Annotated in this window: 20 protein-coding genes and 1 pseudogene; 8 read left to right on the forward strand and 13 right to left on the reverse strand. The window is 62.6% G+C overall.

Annotated elements, in window-relative coordinates; translation table 11 throughout:
* Window positions 1-96 precede the first annotated feature (96 nt).
* The 3 genes and pseudogenes from NKJ90_RS19980 to NKJ90_RS19990 all read left to right on the forward strand — a co-directional run.
* Window positions 97-659: pseudogene (locus NKJ90_RS19980) on the forward strand (ABC transporter permease); the annotation flags it as partial.
* Window positions 660-890: 231 nt separating this feature from the next.
* Window positions 891-1,205, forward strand: a complete 315-nt coding sequence (locus NKJ90_RS19985) for an ABC transporter permease (protein WP_352486659.1) — start codon at window positions 891-893, stop codon at window positions 1,203-1,205.
* Between the two features lie 131 nt (window positions 1,206-1,336).
* On the forward strand, window positions 1,337-1,576 hold the full coding sequence (locus tag NKJ90_RS19990; RefSeq protein WP_023757112.1) for a hypothetical protein: 240 nt from the start codon (window positions 1,337-1,339) through the stop codon (window positions 1,574-1,576).
* On the opposite strand, the gene NKJ90_RS19995 is transcribed toward NKJ90_RS19990, so the two are convergent.
* Together NKJ90_RS19995 and NKJ90_RS20000 are read right to left on the reverse strand one after the other, a co-directional pair.
* The gene (locus NKJ90_RS19995) at window positions 1,573-2,289 is read right to left on the reverse strand and encodes a hypothetical protein (RefSeq protein ID WP_023757111.1); all 717 of its coding nucleotides are present in this window, start codon (window positions 2,287-2,289) and stop codon (window positions 1,573-1,575) included. The two genes, NKJ90_RS19990 and NKJ90_RS19995, sit on opposite strands and share 4 nt — an antisense overlap.
* Window positions 2,290-2,296: 7 nt before the next feature.
* The gene (locus NKJ90_RS20000) at window positions 2,297-3,409 is read right to left on the reverse strand and encodes an endonuclease/exonuclease/phosphatase family protein (RefSeq protein WP_352486642.1); all 1,113 of its coding nucleotides are present in this window, start codon (window positions 3,407-3,409) and stop codon (window positions 2,297-2,299) included.
* 190 nt (window positions 3,410-3,599) lie between these two features.
* Between NKJ90_RS20000 and NKJ90_RS20005 the strand changes: the two genes are divergently transcribed.
* A complete protein-coding gene (locus NKJ90_RS20005) occupies window positions 3,600-4,196 on the forward strand; it encodes a BA14K family protein (RefSeq protein WP_023757109.1) in 597 nt (198 codons plus the stop codon).
* A gap of 82 nt (window positions 4,197-4,278) precedes the next feature.
* Here NKJ90_RS20005 and ilvC read toward each other — a convergent pair whose 3' ends face one another.
* Both ilvC and NKJ90_RS20015 read right to left on the reverse strand, forming a co-directional pair.
* Window positions 4,279-5,298, reverse strand: coding sequence for a ketol-acid reductoisomerase (gene ilvC, locus NKJ90_RS20010; protein ID WP_023757108.1), 1,020 nt, complete (start codon window positions 5,296-5,298; stop codon window positions 4,279-4,281).
* A gap of 19 nt (window positions 5,299-5,317) precedes the next feature.
* Complete coding sequence (locus NKJ90_RS20015) at window positions 5,318-5,974, reverse strand: TetR/AcrR family transcriptional regulator (RefSeq protein ID WP_023757107.1); 657 nt, start codon at window positions 5,972-5,974, stop codon at window positions 5,318-5,320.
* A gap of 153 nt (window positions 5,975-6,127) precedes the next feature.
* On the opposite strand from NKJ90_RS20015, the gene NKJ90_RS20020 reads away from it, so the two are divergent.
* Complete coding sequence (locus NKJ90_RS20020; protein WP_023757106.1) at window positions 6,128-6,562, forward strand: anthrone oxygenase family protein; 435 nt, start codon at window positions 6,128-6,130, stop codon at window positions 6,560-6,562.
* A gap of 29 nt (window positions 6,563-6,591) precedes the next feature.
* Here NKJ90_RS20020 and NKJ90_RS20025 read toward each other — a convergent pair whose 3' ends face one another.
* Window positions 6,592-7,050 carry a MarR family winged helix-turn-helix transcriptional regulator gene (locus tag NKJ90_RS20025; RefSeq protein WP_023757105.1) on the reverse strand — a complete coding sequence of 153 codons (459 nt, stop codon included), beginning with the start codon at window positions 7,048-7,050 and terminating at the stop codon, window positions 6,592-6,594.
* A gap of 144 nt (window positions 7,051-7,194) precedes the next feature.
* Here NKJ90_RS20025 and NKJ90_RS20030 point away from each other — a divergent pair, with 144 nt between their 5' ends.
* The gene (locus NKJ90_RS20030; RefSeq protein ID WP_023757104.1) at window positions 7,195-7,923 is read left to right on the forward strand and encodes a glutathione S-transferase family protein; all 729 of its coding nucleotides are present in this window, start codon (window positions 7,195-7,197) and stop codon (window positions 7,921-7,923) included.
* Window positions 7,924-8,043: 120 nt separating this feature from the next.
* On the opposite strand, the gene NKJ90_RS20035 is transcribed toward NKJ90_RS20030, so the two are convergent.
* The gene (locus NKJ90_RS20035) at window positions 8,044-8,454 is read right to left on the reverse strand and encodes a winged helix-turn-helix transcriptional regulator (protein WP_023757103.1); all 411 of its coding nucleotides are present in this window, start codon (window positions 8,452-8,454) and stop codon (window positions 8,044-8,046) included.
* A 135-nt stretch (window positions 8,455-8,589) separates the two neighbouring features.
* On the opposite strand from NKJ90_RS20035, the gene NKJ90_RS20040 reads away from it, so the two are divergent.
* The gene (locus NKJ90_RS20040; protein WP_352486643.1) at window positions 8,590-9,483 is read left to right on the forward strand and encodes an SDR family oxidoreductase; all 894 of its coding nucleotides are present in this window, start codon (window positions 8,590-8,592) and stop codon (window positions 9,481-9,483) included.
* 65 nt (window positions 9,484-9,548) lie between these two features.
* Here NKJ90_RS20040 and NKJ90_RS20045 read toward each other — a convergent pair whose 3' ends face one another.
* The 3 genes from NKJ90_RS20045 to NKJ90_RS20055 all read right to left on the reverse strand — a co-directional run bounded on the left by NKJ90_RS20045 (window position 9,549) and on the right by NKJ90_RS20055 (window position 14,389).
* Complete coding sequence (locus tag NKJ90_RS20045) at window positions 9,549-11,468, reverse strand: potassium transporter Kup (protein ID WP_352486644.1); 1,920 nt, start codon at window positions 11,466-11,468, stop codon at window positions 9,549-9,551.
* A 171-nt stretch (window positions 11,469-11,639) separates the two neighbouring features.
* Window positions 11,640-13,550 (reverse strand): potassium transporter Kup, encoded by a 1,911-nt coding sequence (locus NKJ90_RS20050; protein WP_352486645.1) that lies wholly within the window; start codon window positions 13,548-13,550, stop codon window positions 11,640-11,642.
* A 98-nt stretch (window positions 13,551-13,648) separates the two neighbouring features.
* On the reverse strand, window positions 13,649-14,389 hold the full coding sequence (locus tag NKJ90_RS20055; RefSeq protein ID WP_023757100.1) for a pyridoxine 5'-phosphate synthase: 741 nt from the start codon (window positions 14,387-14,389) through the stop codon (window positions 13,649-13,651).
* Between the two features lie 136 nt (window positions 14,390-14,525).
* Here NKJ90_RS20055 and NKJ90_RS20060 point away from each other — a divergent pair, with 136 nt between their 5' ends.
* The gene (locus tag NKJ90_RS20060; protein WP_023757099.1) at window positions 14,526-14,951 is read left to right on the forward strand and encodes a SpoIIAA family protein; all 426 of its coding nucleotides are present in this window, start codon (window positions 14,526-14,528) and stop codon (window positions 14,949-14,951) included.
* On the opposite strand, the gene NKJ90_RS20065 is transcribed toward NKJ90_RS20060, so the two are convergent.
* From NKJ90_RS20065 to nthA, 4 genes are all read right to left on the reverse strand, one after another.
* Complete coding sequence (locus NKJ90_RS20065) at window positions 14,944-16,071, reverse strand: ATP-dependent DNA helicase (RefSeq protein WP_023757098.1); 1,128 nt, start codon at window positions 16,069-16,071, stop codon at window positions 14,944-14,946. The two genes, NKJ90_RS20060 and NKJ90_RS20065, sit on opposite strands and share 8 nt — an antisense overlap.
* A gap of 187 nt (window positions 16,072-16,258) precedes the next feature.
* Window positions 16,259-16,618, reverse strand: a complete 360-nt coding sequence (locus NKJ90_RS20070; protein ID WP_023757097.1) for a nitrile hydratase accessory protein — start codon at window positions 16,616-16,618, stop codon at window positions 16,259-16,261.
* On the reverse strand, window positions 16,605-17,264 hold the full coding sequence (gene nthB, locus NKJ90_RS20075; RefSeq protein ID WP_023757096.1) for a nitrile hydratase subunit beta: 660 nt from the start codon (window positions 17,262-17,264) through the stop codon (window positions 16,605-16,607). The genes NKJ90_RS20070 and nthB overlap by 14 nt, the downstream gene beginning before the upstream one ends.
* Window positions 17,261-17,866, reverse strand: a complete 606-nt coding sequence (nthA, locus tag NKJ90_RS20080) for a nitrile hydratase subunit alpha (protein ID WP_023757095.1) — start codon at window positions 17,864-17,866, stop codon at window positions 17,261-17,263. Before nthA ends, nthB begins: the two co-directional genes overlap by 4 nt.
* Between the last annotated feature and the right edge of the window lie 39 nt (window positions 17,867-17,905).

The raw sequence follows: 17,905 nt of genomic DNA on the forward strand, positions 1-17,905 counted from the left end.
ACCGTCCGTCTCTCGCTCCGCTCGATCCGTCGCAACGTGCTGCGCTCATTCCTGACCTTGCTCGGTATCGTCATCGGCGTTGCCGCCGTTATCGCGATGCTGACCATCGGCTCTGGCACCACCGAAAAGGTCAAGGCCGACATCTCCAAGCTCGGCAGCAATCTGCTGGTCGTCCGCTCCGGCCGTCCGGCCGGCCCCGGAGGCCCGGGTGGGCTCGACCAGGTGGTGCGTCCGCTGGCCGAAAAGGACCTGGCGGCGCTCGTTGCGCATCTGACCGGTGCGCGCGCCATTTCACCGGCCTCGCAAAAGCAGGTCCGCGTCATCTTCGGCACCGAGAGCCTGACCTCGGGCGTCACCGGCACCGACAGCGCCTATCTCGACGCCCGCGACTGGAAGCTGGTGTCCGGCCGGCCGTTCAGCGATTCCGAGACCCGCTCGGGCACCGGCGTGTGCTGATCGGCGAGACGGTGCGCCAGCAATTCTTCGGCGCCGGCGACCCCGAGGGCGAGATCATCCGCGTCAACCGCACCTCCTGCAAGATCGTCGGCCTGCTCGAGCCCAAGGGCTATACCGGCTTCGGGCAGGACCAGGACAACGTCGTCCTGATGCCGCTGCATGCCTATCAGCGTCGCATCGCAGGCAACCGTGACATCGACAACATCTACATCGCCGCCGACGACCGCACGCCGACCAGCGAGTTGCAGCCGCGCGTCGAGGATATTTTGCGCGACGCGCGCCGCATCACGCCGGACCGCGAGAGCGATTTCGCCATCCGTGACATGACCCAGATCGCCGACGCCATGGCCAGCGCCACAACCACCATGACCGGCATGCTGGGTGCTGTCGCCGGCGTCAGCCTGCTGGTCGGCGGCATCGGCATCATGAACATCATGCTGGTCTCGGTCACCGAGCGTACACGCGAGATCGGCATCAGGCTGGCCATCGGCGCGCATGAAAAGCACATCCTCATCCAGTTCCTGGTCGAGGCGACGGTGCTGTCGCTGCTTGGCGGCATCATCGGCATCCTGATCGGCCTGGCGCTGGCCGGCCTCGCCGCGGTGACGCTGACCATCCCCTTCGCGCCAAGCCCCGCGGTCATCCTGCTCGCCGTCGGCTTCTCGGCGCTGATCGGCATGGTGTTCGGCTTCTTCCCGGCGCTACGCGGCGCCAGGCTCGATCCGATCGATGCGCTAAGGCACGAATAGGGCAACCCGATCGGAACGCACCCCGCGCCCGGCCCGCTTTTGCACAGGCTTCGACGTTCCCACCCCGCCCCGCCACTGTCGCCGCACCATTCGCGATGCTAGGCAATTCACCCTGGGTGGAGGAATAGCACATGAGCAAGAAGGCGCGCCTGATCCTGGCGATGGTTATCATCGAGGCCTTCCTTGCAGGCATCTGTTGGTATCTCGCCCGCTACGGCATGGCCAATCCCGACCGCGTCACACCAGATTTCCAGGCAGTCGTCGGCCAGACCATGGGGATGGCGATGGGCGGCTTGCTGGGCATCGGCGTAATCCTGTTCTTCGTCGCCGCCCGCAACGACCGCAAGGCGCAGGACAAGACGCAACGCTAATCCCTGCCGGCAAAATGCCAATCAATCAGCGGCTTCATGTGCGGCGACAGCCCTTGCGGCAGGTCGGCGGCATCACGGATGATCACCGGTCCCTCGATCTCCGGATCGATTTCGGTGGCGACGAAGGCGGAGATGCGGCGCGCGATCTCATCGGCGGGCGCCTTCGCGTGATAGCGGCGGAAGATCACCGTTCCGCTGTTGGTCGACAGGGCGTGGTAGCGCTTGCCGCGTTCGGCATTCGACAGGTCGAGTCCGGTTTCCTCGCGCACCTCGCGGATCATGTTGAAATCGACATCGACCAGCCCATCGCGAAAATCGAGCGGCTCGAACGAGCCGGCGGCGAAATAGACGTGGCCGGCATTGACCGTGTGCGGTCCCATGCGGATCGCCACCAGCGCGTTGTCGCCTGCCACCAGCATGGCATGCGCATAGGCATGCTCGGCGCCCGAATTCTCACGCCGTTTTCGCCACAGCAGGAAAGTCGAGTAATTGACCGCATGGCAGCGGCCGACGAGACGGTTGTCGCGGTACGCGAGTTGCGACAGCAGCACCACTATGCCATCGAACAGCGCCGGATTGGCGGCGATTTCGTGCTGCCAGTTCTCGGCGATGGCCCCTGCATTGTCCCAGGCGAAGGGATGTGGGCTGGGATCGAGCCTGACGTCGACGGCGTCGACCGGCAGGATGACATTGCGCGGCAGGTCGAAACTCATGGCCGCATCAAACGATGTCCAGGGTGATGGCCACCGGACAATGGTCCGACGCCTTCGGACGATCCCAGCCGGCGCGCGGAAAGCGATCCACCTCCTGGCCGGGTGGGAAAATCGTGCGCCAGGGCTGGCCGTTGCGGATGATGTCGGGAACAGCCGTAGCGTTGCTGGCGGAGAGCCCCTTCGACAGCAGGATATAGTCAAGCTGGCACAGATGCCGCTCTTCCGGTCCGCGTGTGTGATAAAAACTCCAGCGGTCTATCTCGGGCCGCCGCTCGACGACATTTTCGCAGAAGCCGCCCGCCGTCAGCACGTTGATGCAGGATAGGCTCTCGTCGACCACCTCGAAGCGGTAGCCGTCGATCGCATCGCCGGCGACCATCACGCGTTGCCGGTAGTCATTCATGTCGCCACAGATCGCCCAGCGCTTGTCAGCGGCATGGTCTTTGCCGAAGCGCTCCTCGATGATCCGCCGCACGGCCTGCGCCTCGGCGACGCGGACCGGCATCGTAGCCTCGCGCCCGTCAAACCCGTTGCGCGGCGAGCCCATCGATTTGAAATGCACGAGATAAAGCGTCAGCGGCACGCTGCCCACCGTGATGTCGATCTCCAGGCAATCGCGCCGGAAGATGCGCTCATTGGCCTGGTTGCCAAGTGCCGCCAACTCCGGCGTGTGCAGCCCGAACTGCTCGTAGGTGACATAGGCGTGGCTGGTCATGCGCACGAATTCGATCGGCTGGCCGTGCGCGGTTTCGTTGCGCATCATCACGGCAACGTCGATGCCGCGCGAATCATTGCCCGACGTGATGTATTTCTGCCGGTAGCCTTGTCCCACCATCTTGAACAGGTAACCGTATTCGAAGGCCTTCAGCGCCTCGATATTGTCGACCTCCTGCATGCAGATAATGTCGGCGCGGGTGGCCGCGATCGCCAGTGCCGTCAACTGGCGCGTGTCGTCGGACTGGGCGATGGCGCGTGCCTGCTCCAGCATCTTGTATTCCGCCTCGCTCTGGATATCGAACAGCGCCAACGTTCGATCTTCGTTGAGCTGGTTGCGATAGCCGGAAAAATCGAACCTGTTCATCAGGTTCTCGACATTGAAAGTGGCAAGGCGCAGCGACATGCCATGACCTTTGCCCGCAAGCGCTGCGGAAAACAAGGCCGCAGGACCACCCGTGGAGACCGGTTGGTCCTGGGCGCATACGCGCCATGGTTGATCGGAACCTTTCCGTTCATCCGCCGTTCAGATGCAAACATCCACATTAGGCCCATTCCTCGGGTAGGCGTGGGGCCTGTACTTCTTGGAGAGTGCAATGAATTCGCTCTTTTCGTCCACGATAACATCAGGACTGGTAGCGCTCAGTATCCTCTCCGGCACCACGGCACCGTCCGCTGCCGGCCCGATCATACAGCCGACACTGTCGATTCCCACCAGCACCGCGGCACCGGCGGTCACCCCGGTCCGCGAGGAATGGGCGGGCGGCAACAACCGTCCGTTCTACAGTGATAATTGGAGGTGGCGCCGCCATGATGGGCGTCGCCACTGGAACCGTGACAACTGGGACCGCGGCAACTGGAATGGATGGAACCGCGGCAACTGGAATGGCGGAGATGACTGGCGTTGGCGCCACGGTCGCCACCATTATCGCGGCGGCCGCTATTACGATGATGGAGCGGCCGCGATCCTGGGCCTTGGGCTGGGGCTCGGCCTCGGCAGCATGTACAACAACTACAACTACTATGACAGGTACTATGTCAGGCCGGCGCCGCGCCATTATTACCGCGCAGGACGGCTTTCGAGCGCCCATGTCCAATGGTGCTACAACCGCTATCGGTCGTATCGCGCCTACGACAACACGTTCCAGCCTTATAGCGGCCCGCGCCAGCAGTGCTACTCGCCCTATAGCTGAGCTGCAGCCGACCTACCGGCAGAATAAGGAAACGGCGCCACGAGGCGCCGTTTCAGATTCCAGCTGTATGTGCTGATTTCGCTTAGTTTTTCGCCTTGTCGACCAGCTTGTTCTTCGAAATCCAGGGCATCATCGCGCGCAGCTTGGCGCCGACTTCCTCGATCTGATGGCTGTCGTTCATGCGGCGGATGCCTTTGAAGCGTGACATGCCGGCGCGGTATTCCTGCATCCACTCCGATGTGAACTTGCCGGTCTGGATGTCCTTCAGCACGCGCTTCATCTCGGCCTTGGTCTCGGCGGTAATGATGCGCGGACCGGAGACGTATTCGCCCCATTCGGCAGTGTTCGAGATCGAGTAGTTCATGTTGGCGATGCCGCCTTCATAGATCAGGTCGACGATCAGCTTGACCTCGTGCAGGCACTCGAAATAGGCCATTTCCGGCGCGTATCCGGCTTCCACCAGCGTCTCGAAGCCGGCGCGGATCAGTTCGACCAGGCCGCCGCACAGCACGACCTGCTCGCCGAACAGATCGGTCTCGCATTCCTCGCGGAAATTGGTCTCGATAATGCCCGAACGGCCGCCGCCGACCCCGCAGGCGTAGGACAGCGCCAGGTCGAGCGCATTGCCCGAAGCGTCCTGGTTGACGGCGACCAGGCAGGGCACGCCGCCGCCCTTCTGGTATTCGCCGCGCACTGTATGGCCGGGACCCTTGGGCGCGATCATGACGACGTCGACCGTCGACTTCGGCTCGATCAGGCCGAAATGCACGTTGAGGCCGTGTGCGAAAGCGATCGCGGCGCCGTCGCGGATGTTCGGCGCGATCTCGTTCTTGTAGATGTCGGCCTGCAGTTCGTCAGGCGTTGCCATCATCATCAGGTCGGCCCATTTGGCGGCGTCAGCCACGCTCATCACCTTGAGCCCATCGGCCTCCACCTTCTTGGCGGTCGCCGAGCCAGCCTTGAGGCCGATTGCGATCTCCTTGGCGCCGGAATCCTTGAGGTTGAGCGCATGCGCCCTGCCCTGGCTGCCATAGCCGATGATGGCGACCTTCTTGCCCTTGATCAGGTTGAGATCGGCATCACGATCGTAATAGACGCGCATTTTGTCTTCCTTCCCGTTTTTATGAATCAGCCTTGCGGCCGGTTTTTGCTCCGAAAAGAGCGAGAAACTGCTGCGTCGCCCGCGCGGCATCGCCGCCGATCGCCGCCTCAGTCAATTCCAGCCGGTCGCCGAGCAGCAGACGTATCTGCACGTCACGGGCGACCAGCCCGAAAAAGGTGCGGAACGCCGTTTCGGCATCCGCGAAGTCGAGCCACCCGGCCTGGCGGCCGGCCTCAAGGACAGGCTTCAACCGCTTGGCCAGCGCAAAACGGCCATTCTCCAGCACCACGGCGCCGAGATTGTCCTTTCCCGATCCGGCATGGCCGACCGCCACACGATTGAGCGCGATCGAGGTGTCGCTCGAAATTACCTTCAGCCAGTCGGAAGCAAAGCGTTCCAGGCTTGCCGTCAGCGAGGCCAGATCGAGCCCCTTGCCGTCGACCGGCGCCACCCGCACTTTCGAGGCCTGCCACTGCACTGTCGCCGTCAGCAACCCGTCACGATCGCCGAACCATTTGTAGAGCGTTTCCTTGGAGCAACTCGCACGGCGCGCCACGGCGGTCATGGTCAGCTGGTCGCCCTCCTCGACCAGCAGCCGCAACGCCGCATCGAGAACGGCCTTCTGCCGCTCGGTCAGCGCTTGGCTGTTGTCGATCTCGGGTAGGATGTGCAACACGCTCTTCTCTCAAAGGCAAGGCTGGCCGGTTATCCCCGACCAGCCGTACCGTACGTTACGGTTCGCCTAATCTATGGCGTATTGTTTTGAGCCTTGCAAGCCCTATTTCTGTCTGGACGGCATCAGCGCCGGACGGCTTGCGCGGGAAAGAAGATGCTGATCGGGTTGCTTGCCTTGACGGTTGCCGCCGCGTTCTCCGGCGCTGCGATCTATGTCAGCGTCGCCGAGCAACCGGCGCGGCTTCGTCTCGATGACAAGGCGCTGCTGCAGGAATGGCAGCCTTCCTACAAACGAGGCGCCGCCATGCAGGCGTCGATTGCCATTGTCGCCTGCGTTCTCGGTCTGGTTGCCTGGTGGCAGGCCGGCGGTCTCGCCTTTCTGGTTGGCGCCGTATTGATCATCCTGCCCTGGCCATGGACGCTGATCGCCATGATGCCGACCAACAGGGTGCTGGGGGCGATGGACGCAGGCGCCGCCAATCCTCAAGCCAGGTCCCTGATCGTCAAATGGGGCAATCTGCATCTGGTTCGCACCGCACTTGGCGTGCTGGCGACGCTGGCGTTTCTCTGGGGCAGCCATCTGGCCTGACCTCGCCAGGTCGGCTCGGTGCCATGGCGTCAGTCCACGACGGGCGGATGACGCAGCCGTCCGAGCAGTGCCGAGACCATGGTCAACTCATCGGCCGAGAGTTTGGCACCAACCAGTTCGGCGATCGACCGTCCGTAGACAGCCCACATCCGGCGACGCGTCTCGCGGCCCTTGGCCGTGATGCGGATGGTCTGGCCGCGACCGTCATCGGCCACCGGCAGCTTCTCCACAAGCCCATCGGCCTCGAGCCGCGCCAGCAGCCGGGAGATGTTGTATTGCGCGAACAGAGTGCGCTCGATCAGCTGAAACGGTCGCACCCCGCCCTCGCCCGCCTCGGCGAGTTCATGCAGCACGTCATACCAGGCAAGCGGCGGCAGGCCAGCCGCCTTCAACGCCTCTTCGGCGCTTTCCATCAGCTGGCGCGAAACGCGCATCAGGCGGGCCCAGGCCTTGATGGCTTCGGGCGAAGGCGCGGCTTTCTCGGTCATGGCCCAGCATAGGCAATAGATGCAATTGCATCAAGCTTGACGATCGATGCGTATGCATCTAGATAGACGCAACTGCATTAACTATGGAAAGCCAATCCTATGAAACACGAAACCTGCAAACTCGCCGACATTGGGGCGAGTGAGATGCCCGACAAGCTCATTCTCGTCAGCCATCATCTCTGCCCCTATGTGCAGCGCGCCGCGATTTCACTGGCTGAAAAGGGCGTGCCGTTCGAGCGCGTCGATATCGATCTCGCCAACAAGCCGGACTGGTTCAGGGCGATCTCGCCGCTCGGCAAGGTGCCGCTGCTGCGCGTGCAGCGAAATGGCGAGGAAACGGTGATCTTCGAATCCGCTGTCATCCTCGAATTCCTCGAAGAGACTCAGGCCAGCCCCCTCCACCCCACCGACCCCTATACGCGCGCCCGACACCGTGCCTGGATCGAATTCGGCTCGGCAACCCTTAACGCCATCGGTCGGTTCTATTCAGCCTCGACCGAGGCCGGCTTCCTTGCCGAGTCCGGTTCATTGTCAGCGATGTTCGATCGTGTTGAGGCCGAGCTGGCGGAATGCATACGGAACGGACCATGGTTCGCGGGTGAGCGCTTTTCGCTCGTCGATGCCGTCTACGGCCCGATCTTCCGTTACTTCGATGCCTTCGACCGGATCGGCGATTTCGGCATCCTGGAGGGCAAGCCGCTCGTCCGGGCCTGGCGCAAGGCATTGAGTGAACGGGCGTCGATCAAGCACGCTGTGGCACCGGACTACCCGCGGGACCTGGGTGCGTTCCTGCAGGCAAAGGGATCGTACCTTTCGAGCCTCATTGGCCGAAGCGATCCGGCCACTTCGCCTCTGCAAGCCCGATCCGCCTGAACGGATCGATCACGGTTCCAGCCACCATCGAGGCGAGGAAAGCCGAATGGCCGGGACAATCCTTCAGCGGCCGGACGAAATCAGGTTGCGGATCGGGCTTTCTCCGGCTGACGGACCGGCTCAACCTTGGGCGGCATCAAAATCGGCGCGCGCTGTTCGCACCGCATCGTGGTTTAGTTCGGCCCACAGAATCAATTGATGAAAGGCGCCGAACATCGAGCGCCCGAGATCGGTCAGGCTGTATTCAACACTCGGTGGTTTGGTCGGGAACACCTCACGATGGACATAGCCATCGCGCTGCAAATCGTGCAGCGTCTGGGTCAGCATGCGTTGCGAAATATCGGGCACCAGGCGCCTCAACTCGCCGAAGCGATAGGGTCTTTCAGCCAGCGCCATCATCAGCAGCGATCTCCATTTGCCGCTGACGCCCTGGATGACATCGCGAACCGGACAATTGGCGAAATTGCCGCCGCCGGAGATGGCCTTGTAGACCTCCATCTTCGATTTCAGATTGATGACCTTGCCGTCCATGGCTGGTTCCCTGCCTGTGCCTACCTCCCGAAAAACTGCCTTCTTTACGGCGGTGGGTCAATTCCTATTTTAGTGCTGGTCTCTTTCGGAGACTAGCACTCGATCCGCCCTTGCGGCGCAACGTCAGGATCCCCCATGACCGAAACCCTTCTCGTCACCGGCGCCTCCGGCCAGCTTGGCCGCGGCGTCATCAACCATCTCTTGGACACGCACAAAGTTCCGCCGGCGAAGATCATCGCCACCACACGCAATCCAGAAAACGGGGCCGATTTAGCGGCGCGCGGCGTTGTCGTCAGGGCCGCCGATTTCAACGACGCGGCCTCGCTGGAAACCGCATTCAAGGGCGCCGACAAGGTGCTGATCATTTCGACCGGCGATCTCGATCTCAAAAGCGGCAAGCGCCTGAAACAGCACAAAAATGCAGTCGCAGCGGCCAAGAACGCCGGCATTTCGCATCTGCTCTACACCTCGATGCCCAATCCGGAGCCGGTGTCGCCGGTGCTGTTTGCCGGCGACCACTACGGCACCGAGCAGGCGATCAAGGCGAGTGGCATCCCCTACACGATCTTCCGCAACGGCTGGTACCAGGAGAACCTGTTCATGGCCCTGCCGCACGCGATCGCCTCGGGACACTGGTATACGTCCGCCGGCGAAGGCCGCATTGCGCACGGCGCACGCGATGACATGGCCGCAGCGATAGCCGCCGGCCTCGTTGGCGCCTCAAACGAAAGCAAGACCTACACGTTGACCGGCCCGCACGCCTACACCACGGCCGAGATCGCCGCCCTGGTGAGCGAGGTCACCGGCAAGCCGCTCAATGTCGTGCAGGTTCCGGATGAAGCCTTGACGGAAGGGGTGAAGGCAGCAGGCGTCCCCGAGGACTTCGCTGACGTCGTCGTGTCCTTCGACGCCAACACGCGCGCCGGCCGCATCGCCATGGTGACCGACGCGATCGAGACGCTTTCCGGCAGGACGCCAAAGACGTTGAAGCAATTTCTCGAGGCGAACAAAACCGCATTGGCGGGCTGAGGCGGCATTTTCACCGGTATGGCAGGGCTGTGCTGTCAGGCACAGCCCGTTTGGCAATCGCCTGTTTAGATCGCTACTTGTGTACCGATCTCAACGACACGACCGGTCGGGATCTGGAAATACTCCGTCGCGTCGGCCGCCGTGCGTGCCAGGCCGATGAACAACCGGTCCTGCCACACCGGCATGCCTGAATTGGGCGAGGCCTTGAGCGAGCGCCGCGACAGGAAGAACGAGGTCGTCATGATGTCGAACTTCCAGCCCTGCTTGCGGCAGATCGCCAGCGCACGCGGGATGTTGGGCTGCTCCATGTAGCCGAAGGTCAGCGTCACCCGCATGAACAGCTCGTTGACCGTCTCCATCTTGACCCGGTCGCTGTCGGGCACCACCGGCTGCGGCGCCGTCACCACCGAAAGGATGACGTTCTGCTCGTGCAGCACCTTGTAGTGCTTGAGGCTGTGCATCAGCGCGGTTGGCGCGCTGAGCGGATCGCTGGTCAGGAACACGGCGGTGCCGGACACCAGCTGCGGCTTCTTCTTCAACAGATTGCCGGCGAGGAAATCGAGCGGGATTTCGTTGCGGCGGGTCTTGTCGAACAGATAGCGGCTGCCGCGCACCCAGGTCCACATGCCCAGCACGATGGTGAAGGCCACCGCCAGCGAAGCCCAGCCCCCCTCGAATACCTTGACGATGTTGGAGGCAAAGAAACCGACGTCGATGAAGCCGAACAGCGCTGTCATGGCAACCGCCATCCACAGCCGCCATCTCCAGATCCGCGTCATGACCACAAACAACAGCACGGTCGTCACCAGCATGTTGCCGGTCACCGAGATGCCGTAGGCGGAGGCCAGTTTGCTGGACTCGCCGAAGCCGACGACCAGCATCATCACCACCAGCGCCAGCAGCAGATTGACGCGCGGCATGTAGATCTGGCCCGATTGTCTCTCCGACGTGTGCGAGATTTGGAGGCGCGGCAGCATGTTGAGCTGCACCGCCTGCCTGGTCAGAGAGAAGGCGCCTGAAATCACCGCCTGACTGGCGATGACGGTCGCGGCCGTGGCCAGCACCACCATCGGGATCAGCGTCCAGCCCTGATTCATTTCGAAGAACGGATGGCCGACGACGCCGTTCTTGGCCAACACGAAGGCGCCTTGCCCGGCATAGTTGAGCAGCAGACAGGGAAACACGATCGCCAGCCAGGCCAGCACGATCGGCTTGCGGCCGAAATGGCCAAGATCGGCATAAAGCGCTTCCGCGCCGGTGACGGCCAGGAAGATGGCTCCGATGGTGACGAAGGCCACGTCGGGCGAATTGATCAGGAAAGCGACGATATAGTGCGGGCTCACCGCCCACAGGATTTCCGGATCGGCGATGATGTGGTTGAGCCCGGAAAGGCCGATAGCCAGGAACCACACCGCCGTTATCGGGCCAAAGATCAGCGCGACGCCGCCGGTGCCGAACCGTTGCACGGAAAACAGGATCGCCAGGATGACCAGCGTCAATGGCACGACATAAGGCTGGAAGGTCGGCGTGACGACGTTCATACCCTCGACCGCCGACAGCACCGAAATCGCCGGAGTGATGACGGCGTCACCGAAAAAAAGCGAGGCCCCGACGATGCCGATGCCAAGCAACAGCGCAGAGCGCTTCGGAAAACTGCCGCGCGCCAGCGCCATCAGCGACAGCACGCCGCCCTCGCCGCGGTTGTCTGCGCGCAGCACGAACATGATGTATTTGATGGTGACGATGATCGTCAGCGACCAGATGATCAGCGACAGAACGCCCAGAATATCGCCGCGCTGGGCGACATTGCCGCCCGACGACGCCACCAGCGCCTCGCGGAAGGCGTAGATCGGGCTGGTGCCGATATCACCATAAACGACACCGAGCGCACCCAGCATCAGAACCTTGGTGCTGTGCTGCTCGACTTCTGGATGGCTCGATTGTTCGACGGGTTCTGCCTCACTACCAGTGTTGGTAAGGGCCATGGACGACACTCCGATAAGCGCGCGGTGCTCTACGCTTGCTGCGATGCAATATCAAGTGCCGTGGGGTAATGGCTGCCATGTCTGCTACGCGAGGCTCGTCGACTATCGGACATTCTCTGTATCGATCCACGCTACCGGCAGCACCCCTACGACGGTCCGCACCGGCATCGATCAGATCGCTACTTGGGTTCCGATCTCCACCACACGGCCGGTCGGGATCTGGAAATACTCCGTCGCATCGGCCGCCGTGCGCGCCAGGCCGATGAACAACCGGTCCTGCCACACCGGCATGCCTGAATTGGGCGAGGCCTTGAGCGAGCGCCGCGACAGGAAGAACGACGTCGTCATGATGTCGAACTTCCAGCCCTGCTTGCGGCAGATCGCCAGCGCACGCGGGATGTTGGGCTGCTCCATATAGCCGAAGGTCAGCGTTACCCGCATGAACAGCTCGTTGACCGTCTCCATCTTGACCCGGTCGCTGTCGGGCACCACGGGCTGCGGCGCCGTCACCACCGAGAGGATGACGTTCTGCTCGTGCAGCACCTTGTAGTGCTTGAGGCTGTGCATCAGCGCGGTTGGCGCGCTGAGCGGATCGCTGGTCAGGAACACGGCGGTGCCGGACACCAGCTGCGGTTTCTTCTTCAACAGATTGCCGGCGAGGAAATCGAGCGGGATTTCGTTGCGGCGGGTCTTGTCGAACAGATAGCGGCTGCCGCGTATCCACGTCGACATGACTAACCCCATAACGCAGGCAACGGTGATCGATACCCAGCCGCCTTCGAAGATCTTCACGACATTCGCCAGGAAGAAGCCGCTATCGATGATGCCGAACAGCAATGCCAGTGCCAGCGCCAGTGCCAGCCTCCATTTCCACAGCTTGCGCATGACTACGAACAGCAGGATCGTCGTCATCAGCATTTCACCGGTCACGGAGATACCGTAAGCGGAGGCCAGCGAACTTGAGCTGCCGAAGCCGACGACCAGCAGCATCACCCCCAGCGCAATGAGCAGGTTGACGCGCGCCATATAGATTTGTCCGAGTTTCATTTCGGACGTGTGCTGCACCTCGATACGCGGCAGAAGGTTCAGTTGAACCGCTTGCCGAGTCAGCGAAAAAGCGCCCGAAATCACCGCCTGACTGGCGATGACGGTCGCGGCCGTGGCCAGACCGACCATCGGCATCAGTGCCCAGTCCGGCAGCATCTGGAAGAACGGATTGGTCGGCCTGCCACCATTTGCGAGCACAAAGGCACCTTGCCCGAAATAGTTGAGCAGCAGACAGGGAAACACAATCGCTAGCCAGGCGAGCACGATCGGCTTGCGTCCGAAATGGCCGAGATCGACATAAAGCGCCTCCGCCCCGGTCACCGCCAGGAATACCGCGCCAACGGTGACGAACGCAGCTGTCGGCGTGCCAACCAGATAGGCAACCGCATAGTAGGGATTGACCGCCAGCAGGACCGACGGATCGTCCATCAGGTGATAGATGCCGGCGACGCCAATGGCCAGGAACCAAAACGCCGTCACCGGACCGAACACAGCCGCGACCTTTCCGGTGCCGAACCGTTGCACCGAGAACAAGATCGCCAGGATGACCAAAGTGATGGGCACCACATAGGCTTCCAATGTCGGGGTCACAACCTTCAGGCCTTCAACCGCCGACAGCACGGAGATGGCGGGCGTGATGATCGCGTCACCGAAGAACAGTGCCGCGCCGCAGAGCCCAATCCCGAGGATGAGTCGCGCGCCTTTTGGATAGGCGCTGCGTGCAAGCGACATCAAAGACAGCGTACCGCCCTCGCCCTTATTGTCGGCGCGCAGCACGAAGGCGACATATTTTATGGTCACGATGATGGTCAGCGCCCAGACGATCAGCGACAGGACACCCAAGACATCACCGCGCGTATCCGTGCCGGGAGAAGCGTGAAGCGCCTCGCGAAAGGCATAGATCGGGCTGGTGCCGATATCCCCATACACGACACCCAAAGCGCCCAGCATCAGAACCTTGGTGCTGTGCTGCTCAACCTCGGAATGGCCCGACTCGCCGGTTTCAGAGTCGCTACCGCTACTGGCAAGTGCCATGAACCACTCTCCGGTAAGCGTGCGGTGCACTAAGCATATTGCGATACGATATCAACTGCACACGATGGCTGCCATGCCTGCCATGCCAAGCTCAACCCCTACCAGCCGCAGGCCTTGAGAAATCGTCCCACCGTGCCAGCCATGCCATACTCCAACGCATCGGCTGTCAACCCGTGTCCGATCGACACTTCGGCCAATGCCGGAATGCGCTTGGCAAGCGCGGGCAGATTGCTAACCACCAGATCATGCCCGGCATTGACCTGAAGCCCGGCAGCAAACGCTGCATCGGCGGTTTTTCCTAGCCTTTCCAATTCCTTGGCCGCCTTGGCGGAATCCGAATGACAGCTTCCATACGGACCCGTGTAGAGCTCGATACGGTCGGCCCCGGTATCGCGCGCGGCAGCCACGCAACCGGGGTCCGGATCGGCAAACAGCGACACGCGAAAGCCTCCCTTCTTCAGCCGTTTGACGACCGGAGTAAGGAACGCAGCCTGGGCCGCGAAGTTCCAGCCGTGATCGGAGGTTGCCTGGGCCGGATCGTCCGGCACCAGCGTCACCTGTTCGGGCTGATGCTTTTCCACAAGTGCCAGGAACTCCTCGGTCGGATAGCCCTCTATGTTGAATTCGGCGCGCGGAAACTCGTCGTCGATCAGCGATCGGATCTCGGGCAGGTCGGAGTGTCTTGTGTGCCGCTCGTCGGGGCGCGGATGCACCGTCAGTCCGTGCGCCCCGGCCTGGAGCGCAATGCGGCCGAGGCCGGTGACGCTGGGCCACGGCAGGTCGCGCCGGTTGCGCAGCATGGCGATGGCATTGAGATTGACGGAGAGTTTTGCGGGCATGGCGATGGCCTCGGAAATCATTCGATGCGCCACCTATAATGCGTTTGACGGGAACAGTAATGCCTTCGGTGGGAACAGACTGGGGGTTTCGGGTGTTCCAAGAGCCTGATGAATGAGTCCGGGAAAGGACGCACCCATGAATTTTCTCGATGCCGTGCCGGCGATTCGCCGTGTCGAGACCACTCGTGACGACCTTTTCGCCATCGATGTCGTCGGGCACGTTTCCGCGGCCGACGGCGAAAACCTTTTCGGGTTGCTGGAGGCTGCCTATGCCCTCCACCAGCGCATCGACGTGCTGGTGCGCCTCATCGACCATGAGGGCGTCGACTGGGCCGATATCGCGGACGAGACCCTGAAGCAGGGCGCCATCCATGCATTGGAACATGTCGGACGTTGCGCGACGATAGGCGAACCGAACTGGATAGCGGACGCACAACGCTTTCTGCCGTCCTCGCCGCCCATCGAATTCAGGCACTTCAAGATCGAGGACGAAACCGCGGCCTGGCAATGGCTTGCTGCGCGGCCTGTCGGCGAGCGACAGCGTCCCGCCGCCTCTACCTGACGATCGTCAGCCGCTCCGCCGCCCGCGTAATGGCGGTGTAGAGCCAGCGCTGGCGGGTTTCCTTGAAGGCCCAGCTTTCATCGAACAGCACGATCTCGTTCCACTGCGAGCCCTGTGCCTTGTGCACGGTCAGCGCGTAGCCATAGTCGAAATCGTCGAATCGCTTCTTCTGCTGCCAGGGGATATCGGCGTCGGGATCCTCGAAAGCCGCCTTGAGCAACTTGATCTTGGCGACGCCGCGATCCGGATCGTCCTCTTCCGGCGAAACCAGCAGATTGATGCCTGGCTTCACCGTCTCGCGCGACGAGGTCATCACCTTCCACAGCGAGCCGTTGAGCAGACCCTTGGCCGGATCGTTGCGCAGGCAGACCAGCTTGTCGCCGGCCTGCGGATACTCGGCATTGAAGCCTTTGAGCTCGCGCAGTCGCTGATTGTAGCGGCGCCGGGTTCGGTTAGTGCCGACCAGAACCTGGTCGGCCTTCAGCACCAGCTCCTGGGTGACGTCTTCCTTGCCGATGACCTGCGCCGTGCCGTAGTCGCCACGCATGAACTCACGGCCCTCGCGCACGTCGAGCGCCAGCCGCAGGATCGGATTGTCGCGCGCCTGCCGGTGAATTTCGGTGAGCAGGAAATCCGGCTCGTGATCGGTGAAGAAGCCGCCACCCGAGATCGGCGGCAACTGGCCGGGATCACCGAGCACCAGGATCGGCGTGCCGAAACTCATCAGGTCGCGGCCAAGCTGTTCGTCGACCATCGAACATTCGTCGATGACGACCAGTTTCGCCCGCGAGATCGGGCTTTGCCGGTTGAGCGAGAAGGTCGGCGACATGGAGGTCTTGCCGGTGACCTCGTCCGACACCGATTCCTCGCCCTTGGGCCTGTAGATCAGCGAATGGATGGTGCGCGCATTGACCGCGCCCTTGGAGCGCAGAACCTGCGCGGCCTTGCCGGTGAAGGCGGCGAACTGCACCTGGCCGTCGACATGTTCGGCGAAATAACGTGCCAGCGTCGTCTTGCCGGTGCCAGCATAGCCGAACAGCCGGAACAGCTGCGGCTTTCCGGTCTTCAGCCAGCGAGCAACCGCTTGCAACGCCTCGTCCTGTTGGGGAGAGAATTCCATCAGCGCGAGAGACCGGATTCGCAAGGGAAAGACAAGACAGCCATCACCACCATCGACGGGTCGGGCGCCTCAGTGCCGCCGACAGGGTCAGGCTATCAGGGGCAAATCAGAACGTAAAGAGAACACACGATCTCGCTCGACGTCCTTGGGACGGGTTGCCGACCTATCGGGTCGGGCCGCCACGACCCTATCGGGCCGGGCCGGGATCGTTCTCCAGCAGGATCGGCTTGCCGTGCGGGGTGGCATGTGCGGCGCGTTCCCAGGACTCAGCCATCGCGTCTACATCCGCCTTGGCGGCCAGTCCCTTGGACGCAAGCAAGCCCTCCAGCGCTGCCAGCCAATGTTCGTAATAGTCATGACCGTCAGCCGCGGCACCTGGGTCCTTAACTTGCGCCGACAGCGCCTGCGCCCATTCGCTCCACGAAAACACACCCTTGTCGTGCAGCGCCACCGTCATGGCGAAGGCTTCGGCCTGCCATGGCTCGGCAAACACCGGGGCATCGATCCCCGGTGGCAGATCTGCGACGACGCCGTCACGCCGGCTCAAGATAGCTCTCCCAGGCGTCGATCGACACGCTCAGTGTCGGGTCGGCCCCCTCGCCCCAAATCTCCAACCCGTCGAAAACCACGGTGTAGACCCATTGCGGGTTTTCGCCGTGCCCATGCGCGTTGCTGTCGGGAAACACAAACCCGCCGCGCACCGCCTCGATCGTTCCATGCTTGCCGCGTGCGTAGCGCGGCAGCCGCGTGTGGCCGGTCGGGTTGAAGTTCTTGGTCCGCACGGCATCGCCGGCCTTGAACCGCGCCGCTTGCGCCACCGGCCGGTCGCAAGGACCGCCCTTGGCCAGCACTGCGGGCACGTTTTCCGCCTTCAGCACTCTTTTTGGTGTTGCCGCCGGATCGACCGCCCGGCCCTCGGCCAGGTCGCGCTCGCTGACGAAGCCATGGCGCTTGAGCAGGATCTCCAGCGCCTTGATCCAGATCTCGTAGTAGCTGGAGGCATAATAGTCGGCCGGATGCAGCGATTCCCGTGCATGCCGGCTCTCGTCGATATTCCACGCGCCCATGGCGCCGGCAGTCAGCGTCACGCCGAGCGCCCGCCTTTCCCAGGCGGCATGAAAATACGGCTCGTCCTTTTCGGGCGCGACCGGGCCGAACCCCATCTGTCCGCCGAGATCCTGCGGCCCGTTCATGCCGGCTGTCTCGCCAAGCCGGTGCCGATCATCGCGTTGCGGCTCACCAGGTCCGCCAGCTGTTCCTCGCTCCAGCCGTCGGTGCCCGCAGGCCGCATCGGCACGACGAGATAGCGCAGCTCCGCGGTCGAATCCCAGACGCGGATCTTCTTGGCCGTCGGCACCGTCAGCCCGAATTCCTCCAGCACCCCGCGCGGATCGATGACGGCGCGCGACCGATAGGGCGGCGCCTTGTACCAGACCGGCGGCAGGCCGAGCACCGACCACGGATAGCAGGAGCACAGCGTGCAGACGACGAGGTTATGCGTCTCCTCGGTGTTGAAGACAGCCTGCATATGTTCGCCCTGACGGCCGGCATAACCGAGCGATCCGATCGCCGCCGTCGCATCGCGTTTCAGCCAGTCGGCAAAGTCCGCGTCGGCCCAGGCCCTGGCCACCACCCTGGCGCCGTTGCGTGGCCCGATTTTTGTTTCATAGGTGTCGACGATGACGTCGATCGCCGCCGGATCGACCAGCCCCTTTTGAGTGAGGATGGTTTCCAGCGCGCGCACGCGGGCGGCAAACGGATCGAGTTCGTTGTCGTGGTCATGGTCGTGGGACATGGCGACAAATTACGTTTCCCGTGATGCCACCGCAAGCGC

The sequence above is a fragment of the Mesorhizobium sp. M0051 genome (assembly GCF_040323235.1).
In the GTDB taxonomy this organism is placed as follows: Bacteria; Pseudomonadota; Alphaproteobacteria; order Rhizobiales; family Rhizobiaceae; genus Mesorhizobium.

Excerpts from the sequence above, each read along its gene's own strand:
- NKJ90_RS20055 (WP_023757100.1), bottom strand. The coding sequence starts at position 14,389 with ATGCCCGCAAAACTCTCCGTCAATCTCAATGCCATCGCCATGCTGCGC.
- NKJ90_RS20050 (WP_352486645.1), bottom strand. The coding sequence starts at position 13,550 with ATGGCACTTGCCAGTAGCGGTAGCGACTCTGAAACCGGCGAGTCGGGC.
- NKJ90_RS19990 (WP_023757112.1), top strand. The coding sequence starts at position 1,337 with ATGAGCAAGAAGGCGCGCCTGATCCTGGCGATGGTTATCATCGAGGCC.
- nthB (WP_023757096.1), bottom strand. The coding sequence starts at position 17,264 with ATGAACGGGCCGCAGGATCTCGGCGGACAGATGGGGTTCGGCCCGGTC.
- nthA (WP_023757095.1), bottom strand. The coding sequence starts at position 17,866 with ATGTCCCACGACCATGACCACGACAACGAACTCGATCCGTTTGCCGCC.
- NKJ90_RS20040 (WP_352486643.1), top strand. The coding sequence starts at position 8,590 with ATGACCGAAACCCTTCTCGTCACCGGCGCCTCCGGCCAGCTTGGCCGC.
- NKJ90_RS20065 (WP_023757098.1), bottom strand. The coding sequence starts at position 16,071 with ATGGAATTCTCTCCCCAACAGGACGAGGCGTTGCAAGCGGTTGCTCGC.
- NKJ90_RS19995 (WP_023757111.1), bottom strand. The coding sequence starts at position 2,289 with ATGAGTTTCGACCTGCCGCGCAATGTCATCCTGCCGGTCGACGCCGTC.
- NKJ90_RS19985 (WP_352486659.1), top strand. The coding sequence starts at position 891 with ATGCTGGTCTCGGTCACCGAGCGTACACGCGAGATCGGCATCAGGCTG.
- NKJ90_RS20045 (WP_352486644.1), bottom strand. The coding sequence starts at position 11,468 with ATGGCCCTTACCAACACTGGTAGTGAGGCAGAACCCGTCGAACAATCG.
- NKJ90_RS20000 (WP_352486642.1), bottom strand. The coding sequence starts at position 3,409 with ATGTCGCTGCGCCTTGCCACTTTCAATGTCGAGAACCTGATGAACAGG.
- NKJ90_RS20035 (WP_023757103.1), bottom strand. The coding sequence starts at position 8,454 with ATGGACGGCAAGGTCATCAATCTGAAATCGAAGATGGAGGTCTACAAG.
- ilvC (WP_023757108.1), bottom strand. The coding sequence starts at position 5,298 with ATGCGCGTCTATTACGATCGTGATGCCGATCTCAACCTGATCAAGGGC.
- NKJ90_RS20030 (WP_023757104.1), top strand. The coding sequence starts at position 7,195 with ATGCCCGACAAGCTCATTCTCGTCAGCCATCATCTCTGCCCCTATGTG.
- NKJ90_RS20005 (WP_023757109.1), top strand. The coding sequence starts at position 3,600 with ATGAATTCGCTCTTTTCGTCCACGATAACATCAGGACTGGTAGCGCTC.
- NKJ90_RS20060 (WP_023757099.1), top strand. The coding sequence starts at position 14,526 with ATGAATTTTCTCGATGCCGTGCCGGCGATTCGCCGTGTCGAGACCACT.
- NKJ90_RS20025 (WP_023757105.1), bottom strand. The coding sequence starts at position 7,050 with ATGACCGAGAAAGCCGCGCCTTCGCCCGAAGCCATCAAGGCCTGGGCC.
- NKJ90_RS20020 (WP_023757106.1), top strand. The coding sequence starts at position 6,128 with ATGCTGATCGGGTTGCTTGCCTTGACGGTTGCCGCCGCGTTCTCCGGC.